This window comes from Heyndrickxia faecalis (genome assembly GCF_040267745.1).
Taxonomy (GTDB): Bacteria; Bacillota; Bacilli; order Bacillales; family Bacillaceae_C; genus Weizmannia; species Weizmannia faecalis.
The window spans coordinates 529,217-555,970 of record NZ_CP158453.1 but is presented as its reverse complement, the minus strand read 5'-3'; the positions used below and the strand labels follow the sequence as shown (position 1 = coordinate 555,970).

Genomic DNA, 26,754 nt, shown 5'->3' with positions numbered 1-26,754 from the left:
ACCAAAAACGCTTTCAGTCAACCCTTTTATGCGAAAAATAAGTTATTTTTATTGAGAAAAGCACGGTGAGGGGCATTTTAAAGTGGGCCGCCTTAGGTTGTAAAACGGGAGAATAAAAGGGTATGAAAAAAGCCGGCATACCGCCGACTTTTTTCACCTTAATAGAATCTCCTGATGCTGTTGAAATGAGATTTCCAATAAGGGTTGCTTAAACTTTTTATTGAGACGCTCTTGTCTGAATCAGAGATAAACTGGTTGTTTCCGAGATAGATGCCGACATCCGAGATTCCGCTTTTATAGGTATCTTGGAAGAAGATAAGATCCCCCGGCTGCGGGCTGCTTACTTGGTAAGAGCTGCCATAGTACCCTGCTGCAGTCTGGCGGCCAATGGATTTGCCGGCCTGGTTGTATACATAGAATACGAAGCCGCTGCAGTCAAATCCGGATGGCGTAGTTCCGCCAAAACGGTACGGTGCGCCGATGTATTTTTGTGCAATTTGCGCCACTGCGGACCCGCTGTAAGAGCCCGAATTTGAACTTGATGATACCGTGTTTTTAGAAACGGCTCTTGAGCTGCTTGTGCTTGCAGAACTGGATGAGCTGCTTCCGGCGTTAGACGAATTGCTTTGAGCACTGGACGACTGACTGGATTGTGAGCTGCTGGTTGAGCCGCTTGCTTGTGAACTGCTTTGAGCATTGGACGATTGACTGGATTGCGTACTGTTGGTTGTGCTGCCCGAATTGTTGGACGAACTGCTTTGCGTGCTGGACGAGCCGCTTGTCTGTGAACTTGCGCTTCCTGCGTTAGAAGAGCTGCTTGCGGCGCCAGACGATTGATTGGATTGCGTGCTGCTTCCATTCGAGCTGCTGACCGCACTGGATGGGCCGTCCACTTTTAAAGCACTGCCGGCAACAATCCAATCAGAGCTTAAATGGTTCCATTCTTTCAATTGAGAAACGGTCACGCCGAATTTTTGCGCAACGCCGGAAAGCGTGTCGCCTTTCACAATTTGATAGGTGCCGTTTGGCGCAGTGCTTTTTTGCGTTGCAGCACTTTTGGCGGTGTTGTTTGCAGTACTGCTGTTGGCAGTGCTGTTATTGGCAGTGCTATTGGAATTACTATTTGCAGTACTGTTTGAAGTACTATTCGCAGTACTATTTCCAGTGCTATTGGCAGTGCTGGCAGTGCTGCTGACCGTAGCGGAAGAACTGTTAATTTTCAGGGTATCTCCGGCATAAATTAAATCAGAGCTTAAGTCGTTCCACTCTTTCAGTTGAGATACTTTGACGCCGTATTTTTTGGCAATGCCTGAAAGCGTGTCTCCTGATACAATTTTATATTTTTTTGGTGTTTGAGACGGCACCTTAAATTTCTGATTCGGATAAATAATATCGCCTGTCAGATGGTTTTCATTTTTAATTTGGGAAACCGTTGTGTGGTATTGTTGGGATATCTTCCACAACGAATCTCCTTTTTTGACCGTGTATGTAGCTGCTTCCGTTGATGCAGAACCTACAATTAAAGACGCTAATGTCATGCCGGCTGTAACAGACAATACTTTTTTTCGAGTCAAGATCGAAACCTCCTGGATGTTTAAAAAAATTTTCATTGGCTATATATTAAGGGTCATGGTTTGTTTCACTCACAAACCCTATTTTAAAAAAATATATTGCCACTTTCAATCATTCTATGAAAACGTAATTCAACTGTAATCTCATAGAAAATTTACCATTTTAGGAATATAGTTGTGATAAAACCAATTTATATAGGAAAAAGGTCACGCTTCTACTCAATCTACAAAAAAATCCCCCGCTTTGGCAGCGCGGAGGCATTCCGTTGTATAGGTGAATGTTCCCTGCATTCTTGAAAAAATGCGACTGGTGGAAGGGACCAGCAGATTGCTGCCACACTGTCTGGCGAAGGAACAGGCGGTCATCACCCCCATTACAATTGATAATCTTCCAGGTTGAAGTGCGTATGGCCGGATTGATAAATATGATAAGCGAGAATCGCCGTTTCAAGCGCAAGCCTGCGGGCCGGCTCCATAAATTGATAGCCGAGCAGTTCTTCTATTTTTTCAAGGCGGTGGTAAAGCGTCTGCCTGACGATAAACAGTTCATTTGCCGTTTCTTTTTTCCTCCCCCTGTTTTTCAGGTAAACTTCAAGTGTTGTTAATAAAGAGGCATTCATTTTTGCGTCATATTCCAGTACGGGTCCAAGCTGGTCATAGATAAACGTTTCCACATATTCATTTTTCTCGCCTAATAGCAAGATCTGGTAAATACCGATTTTGTCATAAAAAATTTCTTGAAGCAGGTTGATCTGTTGCAGAAAGATGACTTTTTTCGCATCATCATACGCCCGGCAAACGTCCGCCGTATTTTTGTAAGCTTTGCTGATCCCCGTCATCGTGTGCTTGCCGTTGTAGCGGTCCTTTATGCTGAGTTGCACCAATGACTGGTGGATATCAGAAAAAGTTGCAAGATCATGATTGGCCTGCTCGTCCTTTTTAAAAAAGCAAATCGCTGCAATTTCGTCCTTGGCAGCTGAAATAAGGGACAGCATGCCTTTCTTTTTTATCCTGTTTTTCATCATGGCGGAAAGCTGTAGCAATGTTTCTTCCCATTCTTTGGTGCCGGATTGCGGCTTCGTAACTTTGAATAAAATGACCCGGAAATGCAAACTGGCAGAATAACCAGGCAAAACGGCTTTCATCTCGGCCTGTTCACAGTCTTTGCCCGCAAGCAGTTTCCTGGCGACCTCTTCTTCCGCAACGCGCTTGTTTTCCTCCATTGTTTTCGTTCTTAACATGATTTGTGAAATGGCAAGGACGGCGTGCTCCATGATAAAAGAAGTGTACGCGTCCATTGCATCTGTTTTTAATTTCAGGCATAAATATCCCCAAATCTGTCCCAATCCTTTTACCGGCATGATCACAAAGTGAATGCCCTCACTGGAAAAGATTTGTGCATTGGCGGCTGCCATACTGAGATGGCTTATTTTTGGATAAATGCGTTTGTACAACTCTTTCGATGCCGGGGGATAGTAATGCATGCGGTCATATTCTGTGAGAAACAAAGCAGGTGTTTCAAGCTGTTTGTATATTTCCTGAAGGATGTTTAAAATGCCGTTTGCTGTAAGGGACAGCTCATTAAACTTCTTGGAAAGCACGCTCATTTGCCGAAGACTTTGATAATGGCGGCTGGCAATCATGCGATGCAGATCTTGTATGATTCCTGCAAATGAAATCCGCTTTTCAAACACAATAACCGGGAAGTGATGTGCATCAGCAAACTGCAAAACTTCCGAGGAAACCTCTTTTACATGCGTGCCGATTGCTATGCAAATTCCAGCGGCTTTTTTTTTAGCATTTTGCGGATATTGGCTTGTCCGCCGGGTGCATCAAGATTGAGGCCAGATCCAGATGTAATCAGGATATCCCCGCTGTTGATTTCTTCAAATTGGGCCTGCTCTAAAAGGCAGGCGCCTGAAACCTTTTGGCTTAATCCGTTCCCGCCGGCCAGTACTTTTGCATCCTGGAACGGTTTTCTTTGTAGCACTTCCCAAACGGTACATTCGAATTCACTGCACAAACATAGTCCCTCCAAATGGCAGAATGATAGCATAAATAGAAAATAAAAAATACTTAGACTTGTTCTAAATTCATTATGTCCTCTCTTTATTTTTCTGTCAATCAAAAGGAAAGAAACCCGGTTCAGTCGTTGCCGGATGGAGGAAAATGGCCCTATCCCCTTTAAACAGGCAGCACCCTTAAATAGGGAGCTGCCTGCATGGTTAGTGGCTTTTTTACATTTTCAAGAAGAGGCGATGATTTTTAACATCGGGCTTGTTTTTTCCATGACATACCAATCCATTCCCCTTGCCTTCAGCCGTTTCAGGAAAGGCGCGGGGTCAATCATTTCCGGCGGGATGCATCCCGTCCCTTTTAAAATGCCTTCCGCGATCATGTCAATGGCCACAACGGGAGGAACACCGGTCTGCCAGACTGTTGCCTGGAACCCGGATTTTTGATAAATTTCATCATGGTTCGCGATCGTATAAACGAACAATTCCACATTTTTGTCGCCTTTCGTTCCTTTTACATTCGCACCAACGCATGAATATCCGTGGATTTTCCCTGCAAGTTCAGCAGGCTTTGGCATCGTCGTGACGACCACATTCAGCGGGATGACATCCGCATTGTCCACGCGAATTGGCTCTTTCCGGTCAAGCCCTAAATAACTCAATACTTGAAGGGTATTGACAAAATCGGGGTGGAGCGCGTAACGGAACTCCACGTACTCGCACCCTTTGCCGATTGATTTCCCGAGGGTCGCCGCTTCCTCATGTTCAACGACATAGCAGTCGAGCCAGCCAATCGGGTCCGGAAACTCGAACTCATCCTTATTGGCAAACGGGGAGGAATAGTACTGCATCCCTTTTTCAACCGTCCAGTAATTTGGTTTTGCCAGGCATTCCTGAATGGCGGTTTGCGGGCTAAAATAAGCGCAAAAGCCTTCATAGTCCACATCCGAATTGTCGCCATCCAGAATTGTAATCGATTTTACAGTATCCAGCTGATCAGCTGCGTATTTGGCAGCAATATTGGAAAATCCCGGGTCGCAGCCCAGCCCCATAATGCCTAAGATGCCCGCCTGTTTAAAACGGCTGCTCCAATCCAGCTGCTTTAACAAGGAATCAGGGCTGGCGGAAGCCATATCAATATAATGCGTCCTTGTATCGAGGCACGCCTGCATCACGGTGAAATTAAATTCAGGAATGCCGGCATACAAAAGCACATCGACATCTTCCAATATCGCGGCAACACTCCCCTTATCGGATGCATCAACCCTGCAAACTTCAATCGAAGCAGCTGTCTTGTTTCTTAATTTTTGGGCACATTTTTCTGCAGCTTCTGTTGAAATGTCTGCAAGTACTAAATCTGTTAAATATTCGCTTTTTGCGATTTCTGAAGCACAAACATGACCTACACCGCCAACGCCTAAAATGGTTACTTTAAAACGCACATTGTCGTCCTCCTGCAATTTTGATTTTAAATCCGAATACGAACCAGCCAACGTTTACTTACCGGAAATCTGTTTTCCAACTTTGATGTCCACCCTCCTTTCACGGTTCAGCTTTTTTATCTAAACCGGAAAAGGGATTTCTCTCTTTTCCGGAAAGATCACACGGGTTCTCAGGTAACTCTATAAAACTTGATATCAATCCCCGGAAACTGCGGATGTGTCTTGTCGTAAATCGGGTCAAGATCGCAAACGAAAATGTTGCGGTTTAACCAGTCATACTTTTCATTCGAGACTTCGAAGACGGGGGTCGTTCTGAAATATTCCGGCATCGGCTCCACTCCTTCTCTTGAAGCCGGCCTTTCCTGCAAGCCTCCGGGTTTTTCAATATACAACCCTTTATTGATGACATAGATCAGCACATCATCATCCGTTTTTAATGTGTACCGGGCACAAATATCAATGACACCGTTTTCTCTTGTCAATGACCAGTCCGCCCCGCCCGGTATGACCGTTCCTTTTATGCCGGGGCCTTCGAACACGCCTCCTGTGATCGGCGTAATATTGCGGATTCCGCCGGGGACAGGTCCGATCGTCAAATCTTCATCAATCGACACATACGCTTGAAATGCAAATTCTAATCCAATGGTCATTCCCATTATTCCTTTCTGTTTAGGATTCATTTACTCGGGACGCACTCTTTTTAGTGGGGGGCGTTTCCCAGAAAACCTCGTTCTATGAAATTGGCATACAAAATGACGCGTCCTATCAACCTTGTTCCTTTTCTAAACAGGCCTTTTTCATGACTTATGTTGTTCAATGTCGCCCTAAGAATCATTCGACTTTCTGTGTACATTTCTTTGTTCGCAGGATTTCCGGAACGTGGCCGCGGATGCAGCGCCAGTTCTCATCGATTTGCATCACGGAACGGTGATCCGGATCATAGGCCGGCCAGGCAGGAATCGCGGGATGAGCGGGGTTCCCGTTACGGGCAAAAGAAACCCACGCATCCTGCATCCGGTCAGCCAGTGTTACCGGCGGCTCTTTTCCTGTCAGCCACTCCCCACTTTTTAAGTTATGAAAGACAAACGGCAAATCAATAGCATGGCACGCACCAAGCCCTTTTATCCGGGAAGGCCAGGTAAAAAAGTACATCCATGTACTGGCAAAACGGGACTGGGCTTCCGCAAATTTTATAGCCGGGATGTGAAACAATATGTCGTTGGCAAGCTGATATGGACCCGCAGAACCGGCTTGTATGCGGTGCTGCGCGGCCGCTGCATCAATACCGGACATTTTCTTGATAATGGAAAGCTGCTGGTTCAGATAATCTTCCAAAATATCATCCAAATCCGGGTAATACAGGCGCCAATAGGCCATCTCATCTTTTGTTGTGCCAATCATACAGTCGATCCCTGCAGCACATCCGTTTTCAATCTCCTGATAAGGATTGAGCGGGATCCATTTCCCGTCAGCGGCCGGTGCAAACATAATCTCGCTTTTATACTGATAAAGATCTATCAGCCGGTCGCAATACGCTCTGAGTTGGTCCGCGTCTAATGCCAGCAAATCCTCAACCGAACGCGCACCCGTGAGTTTTACAAAATCCTTTCCAATTTGTTTTGCCGTCTCCTCATTTTTCACAAGATTGACCGTCCCGCTTTGTGCAATCACTCTAAGGAACAGCCCTTTCGCTTTTGGAATCGTCATGAGTAGCGAAACACTTGCGCCGCCGCATGATTCGCCAAAAATCGTAATATTGCCTGGATCCCCGCCAAACAGATGAATATGTGCGTTAATCCATTCCAATGCTTTGATTTGGTCCAATATGCCTAAATTTTTGCTGTCTGCGTATGCCTTTCCACCAAGCTCTTCCAAATCAAGAAATCCAAAAATATTTACCCGGTAGTTGATTGAAACCAATACGATATCGTTTCGTTTCACAAAATTTTTTCCGTCATATAGCGGATCATTCGAACCTCCGCCAATAAATCCGCCCCCGTGAATAAACACCATGACCGGCTTTTTCGCACCTTCCAGTTCTCTCGTCCATATATTTAATGTCAGACAGTCTTCAGACTGATTCCCGAATGAAGAGGGTTCATTTTCATCGACCGGTTGAATGCAAGGCGAGCCATATGAAAAAGCTTCGATTCTTTTTGGTTCGGGGTCCAGGTCTTCCGGTGCTTTCCATCGCCGTTTTCCTACAGGCGGTTTGGCGTAGGGGATCCCTTTAAACGAAATGACGCCGGATTCTTCTTGTCCGATATAGGTCATATTTGAACTGCTTACCGTTTTCGCTATCAACTTTATCCCTTCTTTCAGCTGCCTATAGAAAATCACGATAAAAAAACAAGGATCAATGAAAGAGCGGGTCGATTGGCACTTGGATATTTGCCCGAGATTCAATGATTTCTGCAGCATCTAAAATCGTGTCTTCCCGGAACCGCCTTCCAACAATTTGAACCCCGGCCGGCAACCCGCCGCTTACAGATGTCGGGACTGAGATGGCCGGAAAGCCGAGTAAAGCAATGGACATCATCGGCCACTGCGCCGCCATGAGCCGCGCGTTGCTGTCGACACTTTCAATATCTTCATTTTGTTTGAACGCCTGCTCTGCCGAAACAGGAAGGAGCAGGATCGGATATTGTTCCATAAATTTCTGTAATGCAATAATCAGCGTCCCTCTCCGCGCATATCCTGTTCGGTATTTTTCAAGTGTGACTTCTCCCCACCATTGTCTCGAAACCTCGTAATTATATTGCAGATTTAACCTTGCCCCTTCATCCCCAAATTGTTTAATAGCCGGCCAGAGATCGGTCAAGTCTTCTAGCACGAGCAGGTACCAGAGTTTATAAGCTTCGGCAAACAAAGGCAAATCTACTTCTTCTACCACATAGCCGGCGTCATTTAAATACGCAGCCGCCTCGTTCAAAGCCTGATTGACTGCCGGATCCGGTTTTACCACGCCTGGATCGCGGAGCAGCCCGACACGGATCGGTTTTTTGAGCGGTTCGCCGATTAACGGAACATTCGCGTGAACCGGATCGCGCGGATCGTATGCCGACATCACAGAAAGCGCCAATCTTAAATCGGCAACATTCCGTGCCAGCGGTCCTTCTGTTACTTTCATTTGGAGAGATAAGGGCGGATCTCCATTTGGAAGGTCGGCACTGGTTGCAACCCGCCCGATCGTAGGCCGGATACCTGTAATGCCGCATGCATATGCCGGATACCGGATCGAGCCGCCGATATCGTTCCCCTGTGCGATCGGCGCCATCCCGCATGCCACCGCCGATGCTGCCCCGCCACTTGAACCGCCGGGTGTCCGGGTGGGATCCCACGGATTTAATGTGCTGCCATGCAAGTCATTATTGGAAACCCACCTCAGGCTGAACGAAGGGACATTGCTCCTTCCAACGAAAACAGCACCTGCTTTGCGTAAGTGGGCGACCGGGGGGCTGTCGTCTGTCGCCACGTTATGTTGAAAGGCAACGACACCGTCTGTCGTGACATGGCCTGCCTGATCGGTATTGATTTTGGTCGCAACCGGCACCCCGTGAAGCGGGCCGAGCTCTTCCCCTTTTAATACGGACCGGTCCGAAGCATCCGCCGCCCGAAGCGCACCTTCAGCCAGCACTTCTACTAACGCATTGACTTTTGGGTTGACTTCTTCAATTCTTTTAAGACAGCTCATGACCGCTTCACGCGAGGAAATCTCTTTTGTCCGGATGGCATACGCTAGTTCAGCAGCCGACCAGCGCCATAGTTCATCTGTATTTTTTTGGCTTAATTCAAAACCGGATGATAATGCTTTCGGATTAATCAATTTTTTCCACTCCAATCTGGGTATTTGTCAATGAATTGTAATCAAGACTGTCTTTTTCAGTCTGCAAAGCTCTTTGCATCCCGCTGTTTGTGAAGAGCGTGAGTAAAAAGCACAACAGGCTTGGCACGCCGAGCGCAATCAAACCGGCTTTCATAAAACCGAGCGGCAGCAGGAAAGAAAACAGGGGCCCGCCGAAAATCTGGCCGATGCCAAAAATGAAGAAAATATATCCGGTTACCGTGCCGGTGACATGTTCTTTGACAGAATCTTGCCCTATTGCGGAGGCAATGCCCGGGAAATAACTACCTGCGCCAAACACAAACATCAATATACTGAGCGCCAGCACATGGCTCCCTACACTGAAAATGCCTGCACCCCCGATGAAAAGAAGCAAGGCGGTAAGCCTGAATACATGTTTTCTTCCAATCCTGTCAGCCAGCATCCCAAGCGGCATTGAACAAATTAAACCGGAAATGCCATAGATGGAGGAAATCATAGCTGCCTGTCCCGGCGGAAGGTGTAACACCTTGAGTAAATATTGTGAAATGAAGCCGATAAACGCAAACTGGGCCACACCGTAAAACAGGGTTGACAGCGAAATGAGGTTGACATTCCGGTTTAATACGCCTTTAAATTCAACCTTTTGCTTTTCCAGTCTTTTATAGGTTTTTGGAATAAATAAATAACAACCGAGTACCGATAAAGCAGATAATATCCCAACAATGGCAAAGGGAATAGTGATGTTTGGCAGGAACGGGGAAACGACATACGGAGCAATAAATATGCCCGCCCCGTAGGAAATGGCAAAAGCTGCCGTTGCTTTCCCGCGCTTTTCCGGGAAAATGTCCCCTAAAAAGGCGACGATTGCCGGTTGAAACATGCCAACCCCAATTCCATCCAAAATTCTTGCAATCATCAGCATCGTCAAATTATGTGAAAAACCACTTAAAAATGTAAACACAGAGAAGATGGAAACGGATATTAAAATGGTATTTTTCACGGAAAATTTATCGAACAGAAATCCGCCGGCAAGGCTGAACAATGTCAGACCAATGGCACTTCCGGTAATCAAAAGTCCTAGTGAAGCGACAGACGCATGGGCATTTTCAACAATATAGGGTGACGCAAAACCAAACAAATTCCCGTCAAATCCTTCCAGGAATGCCGGCAGGACCGCAATGAACACAATTAAGAAAAAATAGGCATTACTTTTTTCTGCAATGGAACGAACCGTCACATCATCTCTGAGTCCAAATGGTTTTTTCATTGTAACCCTCCAATGTTTTATGGTAAATTGTGGGACAATCCCATTCATTTGCTACGGCCATCATCTTCCAGCAGCGTATTGTAAGCGTTTTATTTTTGTGGTAATTTGATCCCTCCCTTTACATCATCCGGATGGAAACATACTTTTCTTCCAAGTATTCGAGGATGCCGGACTTCCCTCCTTCCCGGCCAATGCCGCTTTCCTTATATCCCCCAAACGGACCCTGAACGGTTACAGGAGCGGCATCATTGATTCCAACAATGCCGTATTCCAGTTCGTTCATCATGCGAAGCCCTCTGCCCAGGTCGTTTGTATAGCAGTAAGCAGCAAGGCCGTATCGCGTACGGTTCGCTTTTTCAATCACTTCCTGCTCATCCTGAAAAGAAAAGATGGGCACTACAGGGCCGAACGTTTCTTCCGTGGCGATTTTCATCTCTTCATTTGCATGATGGATCACGGTCGGTTCATAGAAAAAGCCTTCCAATCCTTCCGCTTTATAAGGCTTTCCGCCGCAGAGAATTACCCCATTCTTTTCGATCGCATCCCGGACATGGGCCTGCACTTTTTCAAATGCAAAATGATGGATCAAGGGCCCGAGCTCAGTATCTTCGTTCAACCCATTGCCGATTTTTAAAGCGGAGGCTTTAGCCGCAAGCATCCTGCCAAATTCGTCTGCAACTTTTTCTTCTACATAAATGCGGTTGACACATATGCACGTTTGCCCGTTGTTTACAAATTTTGCATCGATTGCCCCCTGGACAGCCCGTTCCAGGTCTGCGTCGGCAAAAACGATAAAGGGGGCATGCCCGCCCAGTTCCATGGACACTTTTTTAACCGTATCGGCGCTGTCACGAATCAGCTTTTTCCCGACAGCGGTGGAGCCGGTAAATGTCAGTTTGCGGACAACTGGGCTTTTCGTCAGCACGGGTCCAATTTCTTCCGCCGGGCCGATGACAAGGTTGGCCACGCCTTTTGGCAGACCGGCTTCGTGCAAACATTCAAATACCCGAATCGCAGACAATGGGGTAACAGGTGCTGGTTTCAAGACCACCGTACAGCCGGCGGCAATCGCAGGGGCAATTTTTCTCGTTACCATAGACATTGGGAAATTCCATGGCGTGATGGCAGCCGTGACCCCCACCGGCTCCTTTAATACCATTAACTGTTTGTCGTTTTGGGAAGCCGGCACAGTATCGCCGTAAACCCGCTTTGCTTCTTCTGCAAACCATTCCAAATAACCGGTTGCCGTCTGGATCTCCCGCCTCGCTTCGGAAATCGGTTTGCCCATTTCTGTTGTAATCGTTTCAGCCAGTTCTTCTGCCTTTTCTTTCATAATGGAAGCTGCTTTCAGCAAATAGGCGCTCCGCTTTCCGGCCGGCACTCTTTTCCATTTTTGGAAAGCAGTATCGGCAGATTGGATGGCTTCTTCGGTTTCCTGTTTCCCGCACCAGGCAACACGGCCGATGCGTTCGCCGGTTGCCGGATTTCTCACTTCTGCTTCTTTGCCGGACCTTGCCTTTCTCCATTCGCCATTAATATAGAGCATCATGACACCTCCTCGTTTTGAGCTGCTTGGCAAGTTAGAATTGGATTCCGCAACCATGCCAGCCGCGTTTTATCCTTCACTTCCATCCCTTTATTCGTAAGACATTTGCAACTGGTTCACCGGCGCCTTTGGTAGCAAAAATTCGCAGCCGGCGCAATGGTTTGTCGGGCACCCATTTGGCTCAATTTCAATCCTCCGCTGGTGCAGCGTCCGTCCCAGCATGGATGCTTATTTTGCAAAAAGCGATGCTTGGCTGTGCCGGCCATGCCGCTTTTCTGCCGGTTCATAATCCGGATTCTCCCATTCCATTAAAACGGCGTATTTCAATGAGGCCATGTCATACTTTAAATAATTGGAAAGCACGCCCCGTATCTTAAAGCCATTTTTGAGCTGAAATGTCAGCACGGGATCGTAAAGATGCTGCTTCTCCACTTCCCGCACATACGCGTCTGGCGTGAATTGATCGGCATACCGGTAATAGTTCGGTATCCTCCCGCCGAATACAATGCTTTTTAAATTCAGCTGTTTGCACAGTTTTTTTCTTTCGTCGTATAAACGCCGCCCGACTTTCATTTGCCGGAATGCCGGATGGACAACAACATCAATGCCGTATAAATGCTTGCCATCCGGATTATGCGTGGTAAGAAAACCATTCCCGCTGATTTCATCGAGTGTATGCTGGCGGGCGTAGTCTTCATTTTTCACAATCAGGCTTGCGCATGAACCGATCATTTTGCCGTTGTACTCGGCACAAAGCTGCCCTTCCGGAAAAATCTTCATTTGGCTTTCATATTGCTTGCGGCTGAACGCAATCTCCGGATATTCATACGCCGCTTTGGCAACTTCCACGATTTCGTCAAGATCATTTTGCTGCACATTGCGAATGACCACACGGCCTGTTTCCTTTGTAAAGTCAACGTCAGACATCAAACGTCCTCTCCCTTATTGTTGGCGCACGATTTCGCCCATTTCTGTATAGCGGTTTTCTGACGGTTTCCCAATGCATAAAAAGGCTTTCCTTTGTGAGAGATTCATGATGATGGAGAAAACCGTTTCCATTCTTCTATGTTCAGGGGCTGATTGATTTTCAAAATGATTGATCGCATTCGGAGCATTCAAGGTGTCGGACAACCAAGCCATATAGGTGCCTTCATCGATCTTCCCGCCGGAGCGCAACTGCACGTTTATCAACTGCTGCGCCCGTTTCATCCGCAGCACGGAATCTTCCCATTTAAACTCATTCCGGTCTTCCACGCCTTTTTTGACAGAGTCAGAGATGATATGGTTGGTATGCACCAATATACCGTTCCCGTCCTCGAGAAAATCAAGACCAAAGGGGGAAGCTTCCACATTGACGGCCATCCCTTTTCCGTCCTGGTCTGCTTTTCCGATGATAAAGCTTGCGGTCGCTGCGATTTTTCCGTCTTTGATGTTTGCAATGGCTTCAGGCAGTGTCCGTGAATTTAAAATTTCTCTCAATACCAGATGAACGGGCAATTGGTCCGTTTTCCGATTGGTAATCAATGCATTGAAACAAACGCCCAATCCTGCCGAGTTGTAACCGATCTTGCCGATGATTCCGCCTTCTGTCACCATTGTGATCACTGGTTTTCCGGGATGATGGATCTCCAGTAAAAGCAGGCTGTCTTTTTGGCATCCTTTCCAATCCCAGTTCTGGCCGATGATCGTATCACATCCGGCGGGTGGAAAAGTCGCGATCGCCGTACAGCCATCAACCGGTGGATGGCGGCCTGCTTTATAATTTCCGAGGGCAATTTCACTGCGGGCATTGAGCGCGAGTACATCTTCAAAGTCAATCCCTGCTCCCTTTGCAACCCCCTGCATCTCTTCGATCAGATCGGGATCATGATTCCAAATGGCTTTTACATGTTTCAGTGCCTCTTCCCTGGCTTCTTTCCAGCTGTATTGCTGGTAACCGTAAAAGAGCCTTTCATACGTTTCAAGGCTTTTGAGCACCTCGTTTTTTCCAAGCTTTCCGTGCTGCCTGCCGATTTCTTCCGGCGAGCCGCGGAGTATGATCTTTTCTACCAATCTTTCACCTCCTTTCCGTTAAAGAGATTTTTCAAAATCGGTCAGCGCTTCATCCAAAATGGAAAAAATGTCTTCCATCTCGTTTTTGTTGATCACAAGCGGGGGCGCAATGGCAAGGATGTTCTCCCCTTCACCGGCCCGCAATGTGCGGAGCAGCAATTTTCTTTTGAAACACGCTTCGTATACTTTGCCGGCTGCCTGAACAGACGGATCAAACCGCTTTCCCGCTTCCCGGTCTTCGTATAATTCAAAAGCGGACAGCAACCCGATGGCCCTTGTTTTCGCAACAGTTGGATGCGTGTTTTCCAAAAATGCATATCCTGCTTTCAGTTCTGTTTCCATTGCTCGGACATTGGCAATGACATTGTCCCTTTCTAAAATTTCCAGATTTTTTAACGCCACTGCGCAGGCTACAGGGTGGCCGCTGTATGTAAAGCCGTGGCTTAGGAAGCCATCCTGATGTACAAATGCATCACGGATTTTCCGGCTAACAAGCACGCCCCCGAGTTGTGCATAACCGCTCGTAACGCCTTTAGCAAAGCACATGAGGTCGGGAACGGTTTCCCATTGGTCCACGCCGAACATTTCCCCGGTACGGCCGAAGCCGCAAATGACTTCATCTGCAATGAGCAAAATGCCATATTCATCACAAAGTGCCCTGACTGCCTGCAAATAGCCATCCGGCGGAATATATACCCCTCCTGATCCTTGCACAGGCTCTAGGATGACAGCCGCAATCGTTTCTGCACCTTCCTTTTCAACAATATCGCGGATACAGCCTTCATATTGCGGATCGGACCGGTCGCCTTGTTCGCATCGGGTTAAATGTGCTTTTGCGTGGAGCACTTCCGGAATATGAGAGTTTGAAAAAGCATGGAAGTTTGGCACACCCGTGGCAGTTTGCGCCGCGATGGTCACGCCATGGTAAGCATTTTCCAGCGCAATGATTTTTCTTTTCTCCGGCATGCCTTCAAGTTCCCAGTAAAAGCGCGCAAACTTGATAGCTGTATCATTGGACTCGGATCCGCCTGAGGTGTAAAAAACCGCCTCCAGGTCACCCGGCGCCATGGAGGCCAGTTTTTCCGCGAGACGAATGGCAGGTTCATTCGAATACCCGATGAAAGAAGAACTGTATCCGATTTTGGCCATTTGTGCTTTCGCCGCTTCCGCCAATTCTTTCTGTCCATGCCCCAGGTTGACGTTCCAAAGCATCGAAACACCATCAATGTATTCATTTCCATATATATCTTGAACTTTGACCCCTTTGCCTTCTTTAAAAATAATCGGCGGCCCCTCTTTTGCGTGGACCTTGGGGGAGGTTGTCGGGTGAATAAAATATTTTTTGTCCCATTCCTTCAGTTCATCCACCATCATTTCAGTGGAAGGAAAGTTATCAACCATTCCGATTGCCCCTTTTAATGAATTTTCTAATTTATATAAATTCATATTAACTTGTTTTGATCCGGAGCGCATTAGCCAAAATGTCAAATGATTCAACAGGATTCTTTACGTTTTGTAAAATTGTTATTATTTTGAACAGATTTCCCCTCTAAGGGAAACACCACAAGAAGGCTTATTTGTAAAAATCCCCGCAACAAAACAACCCCCCTGGTTCGTGAGCGGGATCTTTCCCACGAACCAGGGGGCTTTTCATTGTTATATGACACTCTAAGATTTGCCCGGCTTACGGGACTCCAATTCAGTATATAGCTGCAAACGCACCGGGCTGTTTGCTGCCGGAAGCGGACTGTTTTTAACCTGTGCTGCCGGTCCGGACGTTCGCGCATCCCAGCACGGCCCGCTTTCGGAAAACTAATCAGGCCCTATTTCTTGCCTTAATCATGAACCCGATTAATATCAGAAAGATGGCGGTATCCAGCGCAATGAAATTGATCCATTCGTGCAATTGAAATCCCCAAACTTTTTCCAGTAAGCTCACAGGGTATTTCATTACCGGATCTTTAAAGATGCCGGTGATTGCAACATGTGCAATCAAACCGCCGGCAACAATCTGCACCCATGAAATTTTGTCCAGTATTTCAGAAAAAAACTCGAAGAAAGCGAGTACGGTCGTTAAGCTTAAGGCTATGCCAGCCATCGTGGACAGCAAATTGGCGGAGATGCCGGACGTGATCAAAACGCTGTCCATACAGACGAGCATATCAGCAGCAAGCACAATCAATAGCATTTTGGCGGCCGGGATGCTTGGAACGGGCCTTGCCTCGGAATCAGGCTGGATGGAGCTCACAAAACGGAAAGCGATGTAGAGGAGAATCATGCCTGCGAGCACTCGAAATCCCGGGATCCCTGTTAAATACTGGATCATCGCAACATAAATCGTACGACTGACCGTTAGACATACAACGATATAAAAAAACAGCTGTTTTGGCTCGTAACCATACTTTCGAACCACCGTTGTAATAATAAGAAGATTATCCAGATCACTAATCAGGTTGAGCAAATAAATTTTTAAAATCACAAAAACACGTCACCCCTGCCTTTGCCAATCCATTTCGGGAACGGAGAAAACAGCATCGCATACCGGTCCCCCTATTAATATATTTGGACAGAAGCAAAAACAGACGAGCAAAGATTTTTCTGATTGAAAAAGGTACCAAAGAAATCAAGTAGAGCATTCCTGTAATGAAAGAAATTTGAGGTTTGCACAAAAAACCCCGCTGATATGGTTCAAGGTGTCCAAAGCTTCGAAGCAATTGACATCCAAGGAGGACCCACCATGAATTATACTCAGAACAACAACATTACATAACCAGCAAAGACATGAGGTACACAAAAATCATAAAAATGAGTACAGTGAAGATAATGGTAAGAAAATGAACAGAAAAATTTGCCGGAACAAAAATACCCTTCTCGATCTCTCTTTTTTTCCTTGCGTACTGCAACGCCGCCGTAATTCCAGTGATAAATCCGATCACACATGCGAAAATGCCCAAAAGGATGGCGAGTGTATTAATATATGGACTGGAGGCGATCCTTATGGTGAAGTGCAAGGAAGTCGTTAAAAAACCAACCCCAATAATGGAAATGGCTGTGCGGATCCATGCAAGAAATGTCCTCTCATTTGCCAGGTGCTGCTGGGCAAACCTCACACTGCCCTGCACCGTCTTTTTTTGGTTCTCCATAGACTCTGCAACTCCAATCTGTGTAAAAATACGTATGCTTTTTAATTGTAATGGTTTTTCCTGGAATGATTCACAGAATTTCCTTGGTAACACCACATCCCATATCTATCAAGGTATTCAGCTAAACTGGCCATGTATCAAATAAATACAAAAAGAATCCATTTCTGATAAGGTTAAAACATCCACGAAATAACCATCAGAAAGGATTCTTATATTTGGCTACTTTACCACAAATAACGCTAAATTTCAATCGTCAAAATAATTTAGTATGTGTCAAGTTTTTCTCGACAAGGTTTAAATATCGGGTATTCCAAGACACTCTTTTTGTACACTTTCGGCTACCGTGCTTTACTTGCTCGGTGTAATTTTCGGAAAAGATGTAATATTTCCGTATAAAGATGGATAACGGGGATGTTGAGGCGCGCGAAATTCACTCGCTTTCCGCGGGCGACCGGTGAGCCTCCTCGCTCGTACCTCGCTGCGGGGTCTCTCCTGGCTCGCTTTTCCCGCAGGAGTCTCGTAAATTTCGCGCGCCTCAACGATCAGTCCCCACTGAGCCAGGCTTAAAACGAAAGCTCTAATATTTTGCTTAAATGTCCCATTGCCGATGAACTGCTTGAATGCAGGGCAACTGATCCGTGCTTTACGCCCACTGACGGGCGTACAGGCTGCTTGAGTAGTTGAGACATCCTGATGGATTGTTTCAAGTTCCGTTGCTTTCTCTCGCTTCTTGAACGATGTTTCAGATAGGCTTCTCTCAATGTCCCATTGAGTATGCCTTGTTTGATTTTCACCATGGCTTCTGCGCCAAGTTCACTCCAATGCATGCCCCTTTTTTTCATCCTGAAGGAGATATGCCTTTGATTCGATTCCATCGCTCCTAGGCCTCTCGCACCTTCCGGCACGTTTTTCACCCTGTCTCTCCAGTCAAAAATGCGGTCCCAGTTTTTCAAGATATACGAACGGAATTCCTTGATTTTCTTGAGAGCCTTTTTATCCGTCAAGGTGCTTTCGTGCGTATCCAAATATAACGTGAATTGGTCCAGGTCATGCATTCTAATCGCTTTTCTAATTTGCTCCTTGATCTCGCTCTTTCCGCCCCCAAATGTCCTTATGATGGCTTGTGCAACGTGGTAGGTATCCAGCTGGTTGAGCACCGGAAATTCCGACTGTGAGAAAGCTGTTTGAAACCGTTCAGCCGTGTATCCCGCACCTCCATCACTGTTTGTAATGACATGCGTTTTTTCGAGGGAGTAGGTGTTGGCAGCTGTGGCTTGGACTTCATCCCAAAATGTCTGGATGGCTTCCGTTGTCATGATGACTGTGGGCTGACGCAGGGAGACCCTTTTACCATTGGTTTCCCAACCTTCATAGAGAATGGCATGGTGGACTTCCATACTCTGTTTCTTTTTTAGTCCCCGAACGAATACACCATCTGCTTCAGAAAACAGGTAGTCTACCTTCTTCCCCTCAGGCAGGGAAACAGCTATTTCTAGCTCTTCTACAAGTGCCTTATCGGCTTCCGCCTGAGTTTTCCCTACGTGTTTTACCATGTTCCCTACAGTTGTGTGACTAAGACTCACTGCTGTCCACTCTTTTAAAATATCAGCTACTTCCCGATAGGTGTTCTCACTTGCCAACTCTGCCACCTTTAATTCCACTAACGGGCTGTATCGTTGGTGTGGTACCAGCCCTAACCATTCATCCAGAGGATAATGTGAGTTCCCTCTCTTATCACGCATTAATGAACGTTTAAAAGTCACACTTCCAAATAGAAACTGAACGCTTCTGTTATCACTCCGGCAGTACACCCAGCCCTCCTCTAACTTCTCCTGTTTAATTGTTTTATCTAACTCTTCAAATATTTCCCCAACCCATTGTGTAAAAGCCTTCTGCATCAGAAGTTTAAGCTGTTCTTCAAATTCGATAAGACTCTTTGTATCCTTTAATAATCCAGCAATTATTGATATAATATCCATGGGAAGACCTCTCTCTCTAGATGTTCATCTTGAAGTGTACAATTAGATGATAGAGCGTCTTCCCATTTTTTTCCACTCATCTGCCCCGTCGAGTAAAATTTTACACATACAATAATTTATCAAATGATGGAGGTTCTCTTTCTTCTGATACGTGTGAATTCATCTTTAGAAAATTCGATGAGAAAATTGTTTTTTCGAAAACGATCACTCAATTTCTTCATTTTCGTTGGTTGAAACTCACCCCCGCCGAAACAGCCTGCCATTGAAAATTACAGAGAATATGGACATGAGAAGTTTATTTATTTTTGTATCGCATGCGTCTTCAATACCAGAGTACTATTCATACGATGCGCCGTAGCAGCCTGAAACCGATTTTTCCAGGCATTTGTTTTCCATAGACCCATGGCAAAAAATATCGTATAATTTGTCGTATGAGGGAGGTGAAAAAGTGGATAAAGGAATTGACCAGAATGTGATTTTGCAGGCCATCCGTGAACTATCGGACCAAATCAAATCCGTGGAAAAAAATCTGTCCGAACGGATGAGTGCGCTGGAAAGCAGAATGGGGGCGTTGGAAAGCAGAATGGAGGCGCTGGAAACGAGAACGGCGTCTTTAGAAGAAGGCCAAAAAGAAATTAAAGAACAGGTCAGAAAAATTGACAAAAAACTGGATATCCTCAATCGTGATTTGCTTGACACAAGGGCAGATGTTGAATTCTTAAAAAAGTAAATTTCCCGTTTTTCTGCTCACATGAATAGCCGCAAGTCCCTCTTCTTACAAAAAGATTCTCAAAAAATGGTCCTCTTGGTTTGGTCCGGATCCCCGTTTCGAGATCCTTCACATCGCCAAAGAGGACTTTTTATATGCGTTGCCGGGATCACAATAGCCATGCAAGATCAACACTTTATATAGTGTTCACAAATTGAATTTACAAATCCTTTTCAATCACCCGCTCCCATGCCTTATATCCAAGAGTCCTTTTCCATCCTTATTTTAAGTGGAAGAAAAAAGAACCGGCACATTACCTGAAAAAAAGTTGTTGCCAAAAATTTTTCTTGCCGTTTCTTTCTCATTGTTTTTTAATGAAATTAGATCAAAAAGAAAGCTGGGAAAAATGTGGGTGTTGTGTTGACAAAAGCCGCTTCGTTTATTTTGATCATTGTGCTCGGCTACATTTTGAAGCGGATCGGATTTTTTAAGCCGAATGATTTTCAGCTGGTTTCCCGCATGGTTTTGAACATTACATTGCCATGCGCCGTGATTACAAATTTTGAAAAGCTCTCCCTTGAAACTTCGCTGCTAATGCTTGTCGCAGTCGGCGTCATTTGCAATCTGGTAATGATTGCAACCGGCTATATCGTTTCCTGGCGCCGTACCCATACGGAAAAAGCCTTTAACATGATCAATTATTCCGGTTATAATATTGGCTGTTTTACACTCCCCTATGTACAAAATTTCCTGGGGCCCGTTGGCGTAGTGGCAACCTGCCTGTTCGATGCCGGCAATTCGGTTTTATGCACGGGCGGCACCTATTCGATCGCTTCCGCCGTTGCCAACAATGAAAGAACAAATGCGGCATCTTACCTAAAAAAAATGTTTTCATCCATACCGATGGATACCTATCTGATCATGCTCGTGCTGTCGCTTTTACATATTACATTGCCGGCAGGCGTGACTGCATTTACCGGAATCGTCGGGCAGGCAAACGGCTTTCTGGCCATGCTGATGATCGGAATCGGTTTTGAACTCCGGCTCGAAAAAAGCCAGGTTGCAGGCATCTTAAAAGCCGTCATCATCCGTTACGGAATGGCCATCCTGTTTGCAGTATTCTTTTATTTCTTGCTACCGCTGCCGCTTGAGGTCCGGCTCGTGCTCGTGATTATCGCGTTTGCGCCGATTTCCGCCGTCTGCACGGCATTTACCCAGAAATGCGGCGGCAATGTCGCCATGTCCAGCACGTTGAACTCTTTGTCCATTTTGATCAGCATTGTGCTGATGACCAGTCTGATGGCCGTGCTGAAGATCGCCTGAATCATGAAAAACCGCTTAGAGCTCCCATCCTCTAAGCGGTTTTTTGATACGATATCCGGGTTTTCCAAGCAGCCGTTCAGGCACTTGGCGGCTGACCGGCCGATCTTGCAGCCAGTCCGTATACGATCAGGCCCTGCTGTTGATTTTAATCTGATACAAATCTCTTCTCCGGTCGGCCAGTTGCCGGACGGAGCCGCTGTTGCGGTTGCGGCGCAGTTTCTCAAGATCGACATCGCCGACAACGACGGTATCGACATTGGGATCGCATTCCCCGACAATGCCGTCGCGGGCAAAACCAAAATCGGAGGGGGAAAAAATGCCGGACTGGGCATACTGGATATCCATGTTTTCCACGTGGGTCAGGTTTCCGACTGTTCCCGCAATACAGGTGTACACCTGGTTTTCAATGGCCCGCGCCTGCGCACAGTAGCGGACGCGCAAATAGGCTTGGCGGTCGTCCGTGCAAAACGGGACAAAAATAATGTTCGCGCCGTAGTCGACAGCGACACGGGCCAGCTCCGGAAACTCGATATCATAGCAAATCAGAATCGCAATTTTCCCGCAATCCGTATCAAATACATTGAGTTCGTTTCCTTCCGCGATCCCCCACCATTTCCGCTCATTTGGCGTAATATGGAGTTTGGTCTGCCTTTCGATCGTCCCGTCGCGCCGGAACAAAAAGGCGACATTGTAAATGCCCCCGTCTTCTTCCACAAAATGGGACCCGCCGATAATGTTGACATTGTAGCGCACGGCAAGCTCTGTAAACAGTTCAATATATTGGTCTGTGTACTCGGAAAGCCGGCGCACTGCCTGGTCAGGACGCTTTTCCTCCAGGTAGGACATCAGCTGCGTGGTGAAAATTTCCGGAAAAACGGCAAAATCAGAACCGAAATCCGCTGCCACATCGACATAATATTCCACCTGTCTGACAAAATCATCGAAGGAATCAATTTTTTTCATCATATATTGGATTGCTGTAATCCTAACCGGGAACGAAGCATGATAGACACGGCGGGACTTCGGCAAATAATCAACGTTATGCCATTCCATAAGCGTTGCAAATGAAGCGGATGCTGTATCATCCGGCAAATACTGCCTGTTGATCCGCATAATCTGGAACCCTTCAAGCAGCTGGAAGGAAAGAACCGGGTCATATATATTGTGCATCTCAACCTCTTCCACGTATTCGCGCGGGGTCATTTTGTCTTTATATTTGCTGTAATTCGGAATCCGGCCGCCAATGATGATGCTTTGAAGGTTCATTTTCCGGCAAAGCTCTTTCCGTGCCTCATACAATCGATGCCCGAACTTCATGCGCCGGTATTCCGGGTCGATCATCACTTCAATGCCGTACAGGTTGAGCCCGTGCGGATTATGGTTGGTAATATAGCCGTTCGCGGTGATCGTATCCCATGTATGCTGATCCTCGTATTCATCGAAATTGACAATTAAGCTGGAGCAGGAACCGACAACTTTCCCTTCGTATTCCACGCAAAACTGCCCTTCCGGAAAAATCCGGATATGGCTCTCGAGCTGCTCGCGTTTCCACGGCTCCATCCCCGGAAAACATTTTTTCGACAATGCCATAATATCATCAATGTCTTCGAACCGGATGTTCCGCACCTCGATTTTCTTCTCAAACTTGGATACATCTGTCTCTGGCACAATCTCACACCCTTAACACACTTTTTCTTTTTATCATACCCTATCCGGAACGGTTTTGCTCAAAAAAACTCTATGTAGGGCTTGCTAAGTCAGTAATATTCCTAGATTTAGCAAGGCTGCTGACAGCTTTCCGCACCTATTAAAAGGATTTTACAACAAATCCAGGGAAAAGCTTGCACTCGAAAGCCGATTCAACATATGGAGAAGAAAAAATCGCCCATTTTCCTTTGAGAGAGCTGCAGACAAATTGGGTACAAACTCAGAATCGGATTCGTTCAGCAATCCCTATGTATCCTTTCATCATCCAGCAATTGGAATACCTCTCTCTAGATGTTCATTTCACCGTGTACAATGAGATGATGGAGTGTCTTCCCATTTTTTCACTTACCTGCCCTTCGAGTAAACCGAAATGTTGAAAATATAAGTTGACAAATCGGAATAATATTATTTATCATAGTTTTAACAAATTATTTTCTTGCTATACAACTTATCAAGAGAGGGGGAGGGACTGGCCCGAGGAAACCTCAGCAACAGATTCTTTTTGGGAATACTGTGCTAATTCCAGCAAGCGTCAAGCTTGGAAGATAAGTTAAGGAGTGCGCCCTCTTCTTAACTTTCTTGAAGGGGGCCTTTCTTTTTTGGATCATCCGAATTGCCGGCCGGACCACCAGGCACACACGAAATTTATTTTTGGGGGTAGTGAAAAATGGCTCATATTGATGAAACAAAAATCGCCCGCATTATGGAATCATTGCAAAAACTGGAGTTTGGAACAGTGGTCATTTCGATCCATGAAGGGAACATCACACAGATCGAAACAACCGAGAAAGTCCGGTTTGCACTGGAAAAGAAAAAAGCGGCACTTCCCAACCAAAAGATGGGATGACGGGCGCCGGTACTCCGGTTATCGCTTTCCCCGTTTTTCGTACGACACGAATGCCGGCATTTGGATATCGTCCAAATGCCGGATTTGTTTATGAGTACAAAGATATTGAAGTTTGCGGAAACAATGTTTTTAAAGCAGCATTCAGGCGGTCAGCTGCTTGCCGGTCGAGTTCATAGAGTCCATCCCTTTTTTTCACTTGTTGGTCGAGAATAAACACCCCTTTTTCTATGCACGTTGTCCCGAGTGAGGCCAAAACCGGTTTCAAGGCGTAATCGAGCGCGAGCAAGTGGCCGAATGTACCGCCCATGGCGAGTGGCAGCACCTGCTTGCCGGATAAGCCATTTTGCGGCAAAAGATCCAGAAATGTCTTGAGCAATCCGGAATAAGACGCTTTATAGACCGGTGTCAAAATGATTACCGTATCGCCTTCTTCTACTTTTCTTAATGCCCTGGTGATGGGCGGGCTTTGCCGGGCATTCATTAAATCGCCGGCCGGAAGTTCCCGAATATTGATGAGCTCCGGTTCGTACCCGTGCCCCCTTAACCCGGCCCTGATATAATCACGGATCCCATTTAATCTCGTATACGCAGAAGGGCTCCCGTTCAGCAGTACCACTTTTTCCGCCATATGAATCCCCCAATTCTTCCTTAATTTTTCATTGCGTGCAACAGCTGATGGCCGTTGTTCCCTAAAATGCGGTTTAAAATATGATTGGTCGTTGCTGAAAAGAGGGCGTGGTCCCTTTTCCGTGGATAAGGAAGTTTTACCGGATAATCCATCGCAATTTCCCCCTCTTCGATTAACACAACCCGATCAGCGAGGGCGACTGCTTCTTCCACGTCATGTGTCACCAATATGGCCGTAAAATGTTTTTCAAGCCAAAGCGACTGGATCAGCGCATGCATTTCAATCCGGGTTAATGCATCGAGCGCCCCAAGCGGTTCATCGAGGAGAAGGATGTCCGGCTCATGGATTAATGCCCTCGCCAGTGCCACCCTTTGTTTCTGGCCGCCGGATAAAGACGAAGGCCAATCATTTGCACGCCCTTCCAGCCCGACTTTTCCAAGCATTTCAAGTGCCTTGTTCTTCCAGTCGCCCGCAAGGCCAAGCCCGACATTTTGAAGCACGGTTTTCCATGGGAGCAGGCGGCCGTCCTGAAACATCATTTTTGCCGATCCGTTTCTGCCGGATAAAGGCGCCCCGTTTATAAGGATTTTTCCGCCGCTTGCCGCTTCAAGTCCTGAAAGCAGCCTGAGAAGCGTACTTTTGCCGCATCCGCTCCTCCCAACAATCGCAACAAATTCCCCTTTTCTTATTTTTAAATGAAGATGGCGCAGGATGCGATGGCTGCCGAATGATTTCTCCAGCCCCTCAATCTCTACAGCAAACGCCTTTTCTTTCGGCATCGTTTCCTCCTCCTTTATTTTTGATATGACGGGTGCCACTTTAACAATCGTTGTTCTGCGATTTTTGCCAGCCAGTCGGACAGTTTTCCAAGAAGGGCATATAAGACAATACTCAAAACGACAACATCAAGCTGCATGAACTCGCGGGCGTTCATGGCCATATAGCCAATGCCGGAGTTGGATGCAATCGTTTCGGCCACAATCAAGGTTACCCATGTGACCCCGAGCGCATAGCGCACACCGACTAAGATGGAAGGAAGCGCCCCCGGCAGGATCATATGCCAAAAAAGTGCCGTCCCTTTCAGCCCGTAAACTTCTCCCATTTCGATTAGCGCTCTGTCCACCGAGCGGATGCCATGGAACGTATTTAAATAGATTGGAAAAAAGGTGCCGAGCGCAACGAGAAACAGCTTCGCTTCTTCCCCGATCCCGAACCATAAAATGACAATCGGAATCAGGGCAAGGTGGGGAACGTTCCGGATCATTTGCACGGTACTATCGAGCAGGCTTTCCGCTTTTTTGGACAGCCCGGTAAACAACCCAAGTCCAAATCCGATTCCGCCGCCAACCAAAAATCCGATCAGTGCCCGTTTTGTGCTTGCGCCGATATAATTGAAAAGCTGCCCGGATTGCGTGAGACCCCAAGCCGCTTTTACAACGGCAACAGGGCTTGGGAGCACATTGGGTGGCAAGATGCCAGCAGAACTTGCAAGCTGCCAGGCAAACAGCAGGCAAACCGGCACCACCCACGGCATGACGCGTTTTTTCAACATCAGATCGGCCTCCTTACTTTAATACTTTCGGCAGTGCATCGTTCGCCACAATCTCGCCGAACGGGCTGATGACATTGGAAACGGGGGCATCAGGCTGTTCAAGCGGCAGGTATGGGAACAACAGCTCAGCCGTCCGGTACGCTTCTTCAAGATGCGGATAACCGGATAAAATGAACGTTTCAATGCCAAGCTCCGCATATTCCTTCATTCTTTCTGCGACAATTTCCGGGCTCCCTACAAGTGCCGTTCCCGCCCCGCCGCGCACGAGCCCGACGCCGGCCCAAAGGTTCGGACTAATTTCAAGATTGTCGCGGCTGCCGTTGTGGAGAGATGTCATCCGTTGCTGGCCGACCGAGTCAAACCGTGAAAAAATCTTTTGGGACGCATGGATGAGTTCATCATCGACATACCGGATCAAGTCATTGGCTGCATCCCATGCCTCGTCCTCTGTTTCCCTGACAATGACATGGAGCCGAATCCCAAAACGCACTGTCCTTCCTTGTGCTGACGCCAGTTTTTTGACATGATCGATTTTTTCCTTTACTTTTTCCGGCGGCTCGCCCCAAGTCAAATAGACATCGACATGTTTTGCCGCCACTTCCTGCCCGATTTCTGACGACCCGCCGAAATAAAGCGGCGGATAAGGCTGCTGCACCGTTGGGTAAAGCAGTTTGCTCCCTTTTACGTTTAAATATTTGCCTGTAAAATCCGCTTCCCTGTTTTCAAGCAAATTCCGCCAGATGGTCAGGAATTCATCGGTCAGTTCATAACGTTCGCGGTGGCTGAGGTGGAGACCGTCTCCGGCCAGTTCAACAGGATCTCCCCCTGTGACAACATTGATGAGCAGCCGCCCTTCAGAAAGCCGGTCAAATGTTGCGGCCATTCTCGCTGCCTGCGATGGAGACATGATCCCGGGCCGGACCGCAACGAGGAACTTTATTTTTGAAGTAACCGGTATCAGGCTCGAGGCCGTCACCCATGCGTCTTCGCAAGATCTTCCGGTTGGGAGCAAAGCCCCGGTGTAGCCGAGGTGGTCGACAGCCTGTGCCACTTGCTTTAAATAGTTGAAAGTGACGGCCCGCCCGCCGGTTGTTACCCCCAGGTAGCGCGAATCACCATGTGTCGGTATAAACCAAAATACGTTCAT

The 26,754-nt window shown here is 46.8% G+C and carries 23 protein-coding genes and 1 riboswitch; of the genes, 3 read left to right on the top strand and 20 right to left on the bottom strand.

The features are described from left to right. Positions 1-158: 158 nt before the first annotated feature. The 15 genes from ABR335_RS02630 to ABR335_RS02560 all read right to left on the bottom strand — a co-directional run bounded on the left by ABR335_RS02630 (position 159) and on the right by ABR335_RS02560 (position 18,841). Positions 159-1,574 (bottom strand): C40 family peptidase, encoded by a 1,416-nt coding sequence (locus ABR335_RS02630; protein ID WP_350346498.1) that lies wholly within the window; start codon positions 1,572-1,574, stop codon positions 159-161. A gap of 371 nt (positions 1,575-1,945) precedes the next feature. After that, positions 1,946-3,337: a helix-turn-helix domain-containing protein gene (locus ABR335_RS02625; RefSeq protein WP_350346711.1), complete on the bottom strand. Its 1,392-nt coding sequence runs from the start codon at positions 3,335-3,337 to the stop codon at positions 1,946-1,948. A gap of 2 nt (positions 3,338-3,339) precedes the next feature. Continuing rightward, positions 3,340-3,594, bottom strand: coding sequence for a hypothetical protein (locus ABR335_RS02620; RefSeq protein WP_350346497.1), 255 nt, complete (start codon positions 3,592-3,594; stop codon positions 3,340-3,342). Positions 3,595-3,816: 222 nt separating this feature from the next. Continuing rightward, on the bottom strand, positions 3,817-5,028 hold the full coding sequence (locus tag ABR335_RS02615; RefSeq protein WP_179234725.1) for a saccharopine dehydrogenase family protein: 1,212 nt from the start codon (positions 5,026-5,028) through the stop codon (positions 3,817-3,819). A 170-nt stretch (positions 5,029-5,198) separates the two neighbouring features. Next, positions 5,199-5,678 (bottom strand): DUF3237 family protein, encoded by a 480-nt coding sequence (locus tag ABR335_RS02610; protein ID WP_350346496.1) that lies wholly within the window; start codon positions 5,676-5,678, stop codon positions 5,199-5,201. 181 nt (positions 5,679-5,859) lie between these two features. Next, positions 5,860-7,332, bottom strand: a complete 1,473-nt coding sequence (locus ABR335_RS02605) for a carboxylesterase/lipase family protein (protein ID WP_350346495.1) — start codon at positions 7,330-7,332, stop codon at positions 5,860-5,862. A 52-nt stretch (positions 7,333-7,384) separates the two neighbouring features. Continuing rightward, positions 7,385-8,854 carry an amidase family protein gene (locus tag ABR335_RS02600; RefSeq protein ID WP_350346494.1) on the bottom strand — a complete coding sequence of 490 codons (1,470 nt, stop codon included), beginning with the start codon at positions 8,852-8,854 and terminating at the stop codon, positions 7,385-7,387. Next, on the bottom strand, positions 8,847-10,121 hold the full coding sequence (locus ABR335_RS02595) for an MFS transporter (RefSeq protein WP_350346493.1): 1,275 nt from the start codon (positions 10,119-10,121) through the stop codon (positions 8,847-8,849). The genes ABR335_RS02600 and ABR335_RS02595 overlap by 8 nt, the downstream gene beginning before the upstream one ends. A gap of 118 nt (positions 10,122-10,239) precedes the next feature. Further along, positions 10,240-11,667 carry an NAD-dependent succinate-semialdehyde dehydrogenase gene (locus ABR335_RS02590; RefSeq protein WP_350346492.1) on the bottom strand — a complete coding sequence of 476 codons (1,428 nt, stop codon included), beginning with the start codon at positions 11,665-11,667 and terminating at the stop codon, positions 10,240-10,242. 228 nt (positions 11,668-11,895) lie between these two features. Further along, a complete protein-coding gene (locus tag ABR335_RS02585) occupies positions 11,896-12,594 on the bottom strand; it encodes a GNAT family N-acetyltransferase (protein ID WP_350346491.1) in 699 nt (232 codons plus the stop codon). A 15-nt stretch (positions 12,595-12,609) separates the two neighbouring features. Continuing rightward, on the bottom strand, positions 12,610-13,719 hold the full coding sequence (locus ABR335_RS02580) for a C45 family peptidase (protein ID WP_350346490.1): 1,110 nt from the start codon (positions 13,717-13,719) through the stop codon (positions 12,610-12,612). A gap of 18 nt (positions 13,720-13,737) precedes the next feature. Beyond that, positions 13,738-15,120 (bottom strand): aspartate aminotransferase family protein, encoded by a 1,383-nt coding sequence (locus ABR335_RS02575; RefSeq protein ID WP_350346489.1) that lies wholly within the window; start codon positions 15,118-15,120, stop codon positions 13,738-13,740. A gap of 415 nt (positions 15,121-15,535) precedes the next feature. Next, positions 15,536-16,198: a TerC family protein gene (locus ABR335_RS02570; protein ID WP_350346488.1), complete on the bottom strand. Its 663-nt coding sequence runs from the start codon at positions 16,196-16,198 to the stop codon at positions 15,536-15,538. 283 nt (positions 16,199-16,481) lie between these two features. After that, a complete protein-coding gene (locus ABR335_RS02565) occupies positions 16,482-16,862 on the bottom strand; it encodes a YidH family protein (RefSeq protein ID WP_350346487.1) in 381 nt (126 codons plus the stop codon). Between the two features lie 563 nt (positions 16,863-17,425). Continuing rightward, positions 17,426-18,841 carry an ISLre2-like element ISBco6 family transposase gene (locus ABR335_RS02560; RefSeq protein ID WP_350346486.1) on the bottom strand — a complete coding sequence of 472 codons (1,416 nt, stop codon included), beginning with the start codon at positions 18,839-18,841 and terminating at the stop codon, positions 17,426-17,428. A 448-nt stretch (positions 18,842-19,289) separates the two neighbouring features. On the opposite strand from ABR335_RS02560, the gene ABR335_RS02555 reads away from it, so the two are divergent. Both ABR335_RS02555 and ABR335_RS02550 read left to right on the top strand, forming a co-directional pair. Then, positions 19,290-19,571: a hypothetical protein gene (locus tag ABR335_RS02555; RefSeq protein WP_035189359.1), complete on the top strand. Its 282-nt coding sequence runs from the start codon at positions 19,290-19,292 to the stop codon at positions 19,569-19,571. 387 nt (positions 19,572-19,958) lie between these two features. Next, positions 19,959-20,873: an AEC family transporter gene (locus ABR335_RS02550; protein WP_350346485.1), complete on the top strand. Its 915-nt coding sequence runs from the start codon at positions 19,959-19,961 to the stop codon at positions 20,871-20,873. Positions 20,874-20,999: 126 nt separating this feature from the next. Here the strand turns inward: ABR335_RS02550 and ABR335_RS02545 are convergent, their stop codons facing one another. Continuing rightward, complete coding sequence (locus tag ABR335_RS02545; RefSeq protein ID WP_046721573.1) at positions 21,000-22,541, bottom strand: bifunctional GNAT family N-acetyltransferase/carbon-nitrogen hydrolase family protein; 1,542 nt, start codon at positions 22,539-22,541, stop codon at positions 21,000-21,002. Positions 22,542-23,025: 484 nt separating this feature from the next. Then, a riboswitch (SAM riboswitch) is annotated at positions 23,026-23,132 on the top strand. 115 nt (positions 23,133-23,247) lie between these two features. Between ABR335_RS02545 and ABR335_RS02540 the strand changes: the two genes are divergently transcribed. Then, positions 23,248-23,427 (top strand): YezD family protein, encoded by a 180-nt coding sequence (locus ABR335_RS02540; protein ID WP_014096990.1) that lies wholly within the window; start codon positions 23,248-23,250, stop codon positions 23,425-23,427. 88 nt (positions 23,428-23,515) lie between these two features. Here the strand turns inward: ABR335_RS02540 and ssuE are convergent, their stop codons facing one another. From ssuE to ssuD, 4 genes are read right to left on the bottom strand one after another with little or no spacing between them, the layout of a single operon-like run. Further along, positions 23,516-24,055, bottom strand: coding sequence for an NADPH-dependent FMN reductase (gene ssuE, locus ABR335_RS02535; protein ID WP_014096989.1), 540 nt, complete (start codon positions 24,053-24,055; stop codon positions 23,516-23,518). Positions 24,056-24,075: 20 nt separating this feature from the next. After that, positions 24,076-24,834: an ATP-binding cassette domain-containing protein gene (locus tag ABR335_RS02530; RefSeq protein WP_014096988.1), complete on the bottom strand. Its 759-nt coding sequence runs from the start codon at positions 24,832-24,834 to the stop codon at positions 24,076-24,078. A 14-nt stretch (positions 24,835-24,848) separates the two neighbouring features. Beyond that, positions 24,849-25,607, bottom strand: coding sequence for an aliphatic sulfonate ABC transporter permease SsuC (gene ssuC, locus ABR335_RS02525; protein WP_014096987.1), 759 nt, complete (start codon positions 25,605-25,607; stop codon positions 24,849-24,851). Positions 25,608-25,620: 13 nt separating this feature from the next. After that, positions 25,621-26,754 (bottom strand): FMNH2-dependent alkanesulfonate monooxygenase, encoded by a 1,134-nt coding sequence (ssuD, locus tag ABR335_RS02520; protein WP_350346484.1) that lies wholly within the window; start codon positions 26,752-26,754, stop codon positions 25,621-25,623.

Coding starts and splice junctions, on each gene's coding strand:
- ssuE (WP_014096989.1), bottom strand. CDS start 24,055: ATGGCGGAAAAAGTGGTACTGCTGAACGGGAGCCCTTCTGCGTATACG.
- ABR335_RS02595 (WP_350346493.1), bottom strand. CDS start 10,121: ATGAAAAAACCATTTGGACTCAGAGATGATGTGACGGTTCGTTCCATT.
- ABR335_RS02540 (WP_014096990.1), top strand. CDS start 23,248: ATGGCTCATATTGATGAAACAAAAATCGCCCGCATTATGGAATCATTG.
- ABR335_RS02610 (WP_350346496.1), bottom strand. CDS start 5,678: ATGACCATTGGATTAGAATTTGCATTTCAAGCGTATGTGTCGATTGAT.
- ABR335_RS02530 (WP_014096988.1), bottom strand. CDS start 24,834: ATGCCGAAAGAAAAGGCGTTTGCTGTAGAGATTGAGGGGCTGGAGAAA.
- ABR335_RS02585 (WP_350346491.1), bottom strand. CDS start 12,594: ATGTCTGACGTTGACTTTACAAAGGAAACAGGCCGTGTGGTCATTCGC.
- ABR335_RS02565 (WP_350346487.1), bottom strand. CDS start 16,862: ATGGAGAACCAAAAAAAGACGGTGCAGGGCAGTGTGAGGTTTGCCCAG.
- ABR335_RS02560 (WP_350346486.1), bottom strand. CDS start 18,841: ATGGATATTATATCAATAATTGCTGGATTATTAAAGGATACAAAGAGT.
- ABR335_RS02575 (WP_350346489.1), bottom strand. CDS start 15,120: ATGGTTGATAACTTTCCTTCCACTGAAATGATGGTGGATGAACTGAAG.
- ABR335_RS02590 (WP_350346492.1), bottom strand. CDS start 11,667: ATGCTCTATATTAATGGCGAATGGAGAAAGGCAAGGTCCGGCAAAGAA.
- ssuD (WP_350346484.1), bottom strand. CDS start 26,754: ATGAACGTATTTTGGTTTATACCGACACATGGTGATTCGCGCTACCTG.
- ssuC (WP_014096987.1), bottom strand. CDS start 25,607: ATGTTGAAAAAACGCGTCATGCCGTGGGTGGTGCCGGTTTGCCTGCTG.